We start from the raw sequence: 4,948 nt of genomic DNA, 5'->3' as shown, positions 1-4,948 counted from the left end.
ACCGGAACGGCTACCCGCTCGAATTGCTCTATGCCAATCTCTCAAGAATGCAGGCGCAGTCAGTGACGGTGGTGATCGACGCCTGCTTTTCAGGCGGCGTCTCCGACGGGCGGATGCTGATCGATCAAGCCTCTCCGGTCGGCATTGTCATCACCGATCCGACGGTCGAATGGCCGCAGGGCGCGCTCTTTACGGCATCGGCAGGTGACCAGATCGCGTCGTGGTATCCGGAAATGAAGCACGGCCTGTTCACCTACTTCTTCCTAAAAGGTCTCCAGGGCGCGGCGGACGCCGATAAAGATGGCAAAATCACCGCCGGGGAACTGCACCGCTACGTCAGCGATACTGCGGAGGGAGTGCCGTATTACGCGCGCAGACTCTTCAACGGGCGCGAGCAGACGCCCTCCTTCAGCGGGGATGCCTCGCGGGTGATACGATGAAGATCTTTCAACACAGAGGACACGGAGAATTTAGAGTATTCCTGTTATTTCTCCTCTGTGCTCTCTGTGTTAAATCTGTTATGGGGGCGGAGTGGCAGGTTGGGGAGGCGACAGTTCCGGTCATTCATATCACCCCTGAAGAGGCCCGGGCGAAAGCCCTCGACCTCGCCCGTCAGGACGCGCTCTCCAAGGTGGGGTTGGAGTTTATTGGCATAACGAGCCGTCTATTGAGCGAATCTTCCAGCGGCGAAGCCTATGACCATTTTGCTCGTTTTACCCAGGGCATTACGCGTGGACGGATCGTTGAAGAGCGGGTCAGTTATCAAAATCGACTCGCGCCAAACGGGGATGTTGATGTCTATTGTCGTAATGAGGCTCGTGTTGCACAAGACACCGGGCAGGCAGATCCATGGTTCAAGGTCTCATTGATGCTGTCCAAGTCCACAGCCAGACATGGTGAAAAAGTGTTGTTGAAAGTCCGCGCAACGCAAGACGCCTATGTGACCATCTTCAATTTATTCAAAGGTGATTCCATGCGGGTCGTTCTGCCTAACCGGATGCAGGAGAGCAACTTTCTGCGTGCGGAAAATGAACTTACTATTCCACCTTCCGGTGCGGGATGGCACTTGACGGCTTATCTTGCGCCCGGGTCTTCAAGTGCAGACGAGGCATTTTTAGTGGTCGCAACCAAGGACTACGCTCCTTTTGTCGGCGGGGGTGAATTCCAGCAGGAACTCTATTCGCTCGCAAGCGCCCTTACCGTCATCAATCGTTGGCTGATCGACATTCCCTCCGACCGGCGAACGCAGACAATCGAGCATTTCAACGTAGTAAAGTGAATTTCACCACAGAGAACACAAAGAAGCACAGAGTTTTATCACCTCCGTGTTCCTTTGTGTCCTCTGTGGTAAATAGATTCAGTATTTCCATGCAAAAGACCAACCTTAAATTCCGGGACATGACAGCATGAATATCTACATCCTCAAAAACTTCACCATTCAAGAGCAGTACCTTGGGCTTTCCGACCGGGAATGTCGGGAGGCGGCGCTGGCTCACCGCGACAATCCCGATTCTCCCGTCGGCCATTGGCGTTGGGGCGTCGAAAAGATCCAGTGGGGCGAAATCCACTCCGGCCTCGCACCGGCGTCAGCGATTGCGTTCCTGCGCGCACTTCGCAACGAGCCGCTCGACGACGGCTGGATCAACGTCTTCGGTGGCGATGACCTGCCAACGTCCGGCGACGGACAGTCCGACGGGGAAGAAGAATGGCTGCCTCCACCGGAAGATTAGGAAATCTCACTGATAGAAGCCTTTGAATAGCATCTTCGGATCAATCTTGTTCACCAGCCAAACGCAACTTGACAAGTGGGAGCGAATTTTACCTCTCTACTTCTTATTGACGGCAGTGCTTTATGCGCTGATAGTGCCCGTATTTGAGGCTCCAGACGAGAATTCTCATCTTGAGCATATCAATTACATTGCCATAAATTGGAAGTCACCTAACGCACTTGTGCCAGAGGAGCGCGTTCCAGGTGAGGGTCTCCAGCCGCCTATCTACTACTACACAGCAGCGATCCTGGTTCGCATTTTCGCGGGTACTGAAGGAATACACCTGGATGTCATTCCCGATACATCATCAACTCGGTTTGGTGGATCGCGAAATACAAATCGCCTCTTTGTATCAAAAGCAACGGTCTTTCATGATGCGGGGTCCCGCATAGCGTTCTACATCTTGCGCATAGTGTCTGCGTTAACTGGATATATTACTATTATTATTGGAATTAGGATTCTAAGTGAAGCCCGAGTTGACAGCAGCATCAGGGTTATTGCGATCGGTTTCATTTCCCTGCTTCCGCAGTTTGCCTTCATGAGCAGTGTCATAAACAACGATGCTCTATCGCATTTAATGACCTCTCTAACAGCGCTTTATCTCCTGCGTATTTATCGCAACCCCGCTCAAATGACATCTTACTTTATGGCCGGTTCATGGTTCGGATTAGGCCTTTCGATCAAGTTCTATTCCGCCTTTCTACTTCCGGCAATAATCTTGCTTGCACTGGTTCAGGTATTTAGATACAATTTCAAGCGAATTATCATCCTTAAAAACTGCCTGCTAATGGGGACGATAAGTGCCGTCTTATCAGCACCTCTTTGGGTCCGCAATCTGCTATATTATGGAGATGTCTTTTCAACTGCGGCAATCGACCTTGAGAATAGCAGCCCCGGTGGTTATCAAGAATTCGCGACTCCGATCTATTGGATACGATTTTGGCGCAGGTTAATCGTTTCATTCTATGCCACATTTGGATGGATGAATGGACGGCTTCCAGCAGTCTTCAATCTGGTCATTTTGATATTGTTCTTGGGAGCGATATTGGGCGTCGTCCTGGTGCTGCGTAAGAAGAGCGAAGCGCGGACTTCGATTTCTCTACCGTTGATGCTTGTGATATGCAATCTTGGAGGTGTGGTTTACTTTAATCTACGCTACATTCAGTCGCAGGGGCGCTATCTATTCCCCACTTTGATTATGATCGGACTGCTTGTCGCGACGGGTTGGACTGCATTGAAAGAGCGCTTCCTTTCTTCCATTCCGATACCACACTTCGTAACTGCAGTGATAGCAATTCTTTTGACATTGAACCTTGTTGCATTCGGTTGGATGTTGAAGTTCTATTATGGCTGATGACCTTCAATGGTATGCACACACTTGATGGCAAAAAGTTATGCTTGAAGCCGAGGTTTGCAAAGTTGCGGATCGGACCTTCGAGATCGATAATGGCATGTTGGCCTGTGAACGCCGGAGGCTGAGCCTTATCCGGCGAAGATCTGAACCTGGGGAGGAGCCTGAGCGGCTGAGCGACTGAGTGGTTGTGTGGCTGTGAGTAACTTCGAACCCGCTTCGTTAACTTGCTTGTGGAGTCCCTGATCGTCCAGGCTCGTGTTCACCCGGTGAACTGTAGTATATTGACGACAGCAATCGGATCCACCTCAAGTTCAGGTGTCGAGTCACTTGCCGCCGGCACTGTGCCTTGCCCCTTGAGGAATGTGTTGTGCCTTGTTCTTCTAACTTGGTAGGGCGATGAAGGCAGTTAGGCAGGGATGGCGCGGCTATCCCCACCGTGGCCGGCATCACCATCACCACCAGCATCACCATTATCTGCCCTCCCGCTATTGCATTGCCCCGGATGGCTGCTTAACTTGACGATGAACGCAGGAAGGCATGAGCCTTTCGCGTAGGGGCCGAACGGCCGTAAGGCTGTTCTTGCCCGCAACTCCCAAGCCTAGAGCCCTGAGCCCTAAGCCCTGAGCCTTGAGCCCTAAGCCCTGAGCCTTGAGCCCTATGCCCGACATCGCCTCACATACTTCGCTGCGCCTCCCCATCGACCGTGACCGGGTCGAGGCCTACTGTCGCAAGTGGAAGATCGTCGAACTGGCGTTCTTCGGCTCGGTGTTGCGCGACGACTTCCGCCCCGACAGCGACGTCGATGTGCTGGTGAGGTTTGCGGAAGGCAGCCGTTGGAGCCTTCTCGATGTCGTCCGCGCCGAGAATGAACTGTCTGAGATTGTCGGCCGGGACGTTGATTTGGTCGAAAGGAAGGCGGTTGAGATGAACGCGCATAAGACACGCAACAAACATATCTTGGGCAATATGCAGGAATACTATGTGGCGGGATAAGAGTTACCTCGAGGACATTGTCGAATCTGCAAGGCTCGCTGTTTCATTCTGTCAAGGTGAGACCTTCGATCAGTTTGAAGCGAGCAAGAAGGATCAGGCGTGCGTCCTTTACGAGATTGCCGTCATTGGTGAAGCTGCTCGGCTTTTGTCAAAGGAATTCATCTCCGCCCATCCTGAGATTCCAGTCCGGGAGATTCGCGGGATGCGTAACAAGGTCATCCACGAATACCGCAATGTGCTGGTTGATAGACTTTGGGAGGTAGTTCAGACTGATTTGCCCAAACTTATTGCAGATATCGAAACGATCCTGAAAGAGACGGAGTAACCCCATTCCGCATTCATCATTCATCATTCCGCATTCGAGTCCTTCCGCATTCCGCACTCGAACCGCGGCCCCCACCCCGCCGCAGATGACGGGGCGATCGGCGTTTGAACTATTGAGGAGTAAATAAATGTCCGAATACTTAGGTCCCCTTCTGACCGACAAAAGCGAAATTGCGAAGACGTTAGTTAGTCGGAAGAAATCCCATATCGAAAAATCAGTTTCTATATCGCAGAGATTACCAAAAGCTGAGACGCTCGACCGCTTAATGCAAAAGGCGGCACTCGAAGAGCCTGATGGCTGGACAATATTAAGAAAACCAAAGAAATATACAAAGACGCTACGACTTAAGAAAAGCAAGCCAATAGACGAGCAACTCGAAGATAGAATATGGGTAACTCTTGCCTATATGGGATTTTCTGAGATGAGTATCGATCGTAATTTTAGGATTAGTGTCGGGGAAGGGCTTAATAGCAGACAAATTGATGTATATGCAAAAGACAATGAGTC

The 4,948-nt window shown here is 51.3% G+C and carries 6 protein-coding genes; all 6 read left to right on the top strand.

From position 1 onward, the window contains the following. Positions 1–436 precede the first annotated feature (436 nt). Complete coding sequence (locus FJY67_11285; protein MBM3330031.1) at positions 437–1,279, top strand: DUF4384 domain-containing protein; 843 nt, start codon at positions 437–439, stop codon at positions 1,277–1,279. 127 nt (positions 1,280–1,406) lie between these two features. Beyond that, a complete protein-coding gene (locus tag FJY67_11280; protein ID MBM3330030.1) occupies positions 1,407–1,730 on the top strand; it encodes a hypothetical protein in 324 nt (107 codons plus the stop codon). Between the two features lie 22 nt (positions 1,731–1,752). Continuing rightward, positions 1,753–3,123, top strand: a complete 1,371-nt coding sequence (locus FJY67_11275) for a hypothetical protein (GenBank protein ID MBM3330029.1) — start codon at positions 1,753–1,755, stop codon at positions 3,121–3,123. 657 nt (positions 3,124–3,780) lie between these two features. After that, a complete protein-coding gene (locus FJY67_11270; protein MBM3330028.1) occupies positions 3,781–4,116 on the top strand; it encodes a nucleotidyltransferase family protein in 336 nt (111 codons plus the stop codon). Next, positions 4,103–4,441, top strand: a complete 339-nt coding sequence (locus FJY67_11265) for a DUF86 domain-containing protein (protein MBM3330027.1) — start codon at positions 4,103–4,105, stop codon at positions 4,439–4,441. The genes FJY67_11270 and FJY67_11265 overlap by 14 nt, the downstream gene beginning before the upstream one ends. Positions 4,442–4,568: 127 nt before the next feature. Next, a partial coding sequence (locus tag FJY67_11260) for a hypothetical protein (GenBank protein MBM3330026.1) occupies positions 4,569–4,948 on the top strand: 380 nt, incomplete at its 3' end.

This window comes from Calditrichota bacterium, from assembly GCA_016867835.1.
Classification (GTDB): Bacteria; Electryoneota; AABM5-125-24; order Hatepunaeales; family Hatepunaeaceae; genus VGIQ01.
Note: the sequence above shows the minus strand (reverse complement) of the source record. Positions and strands in the feature narration are given on the sequence as shown.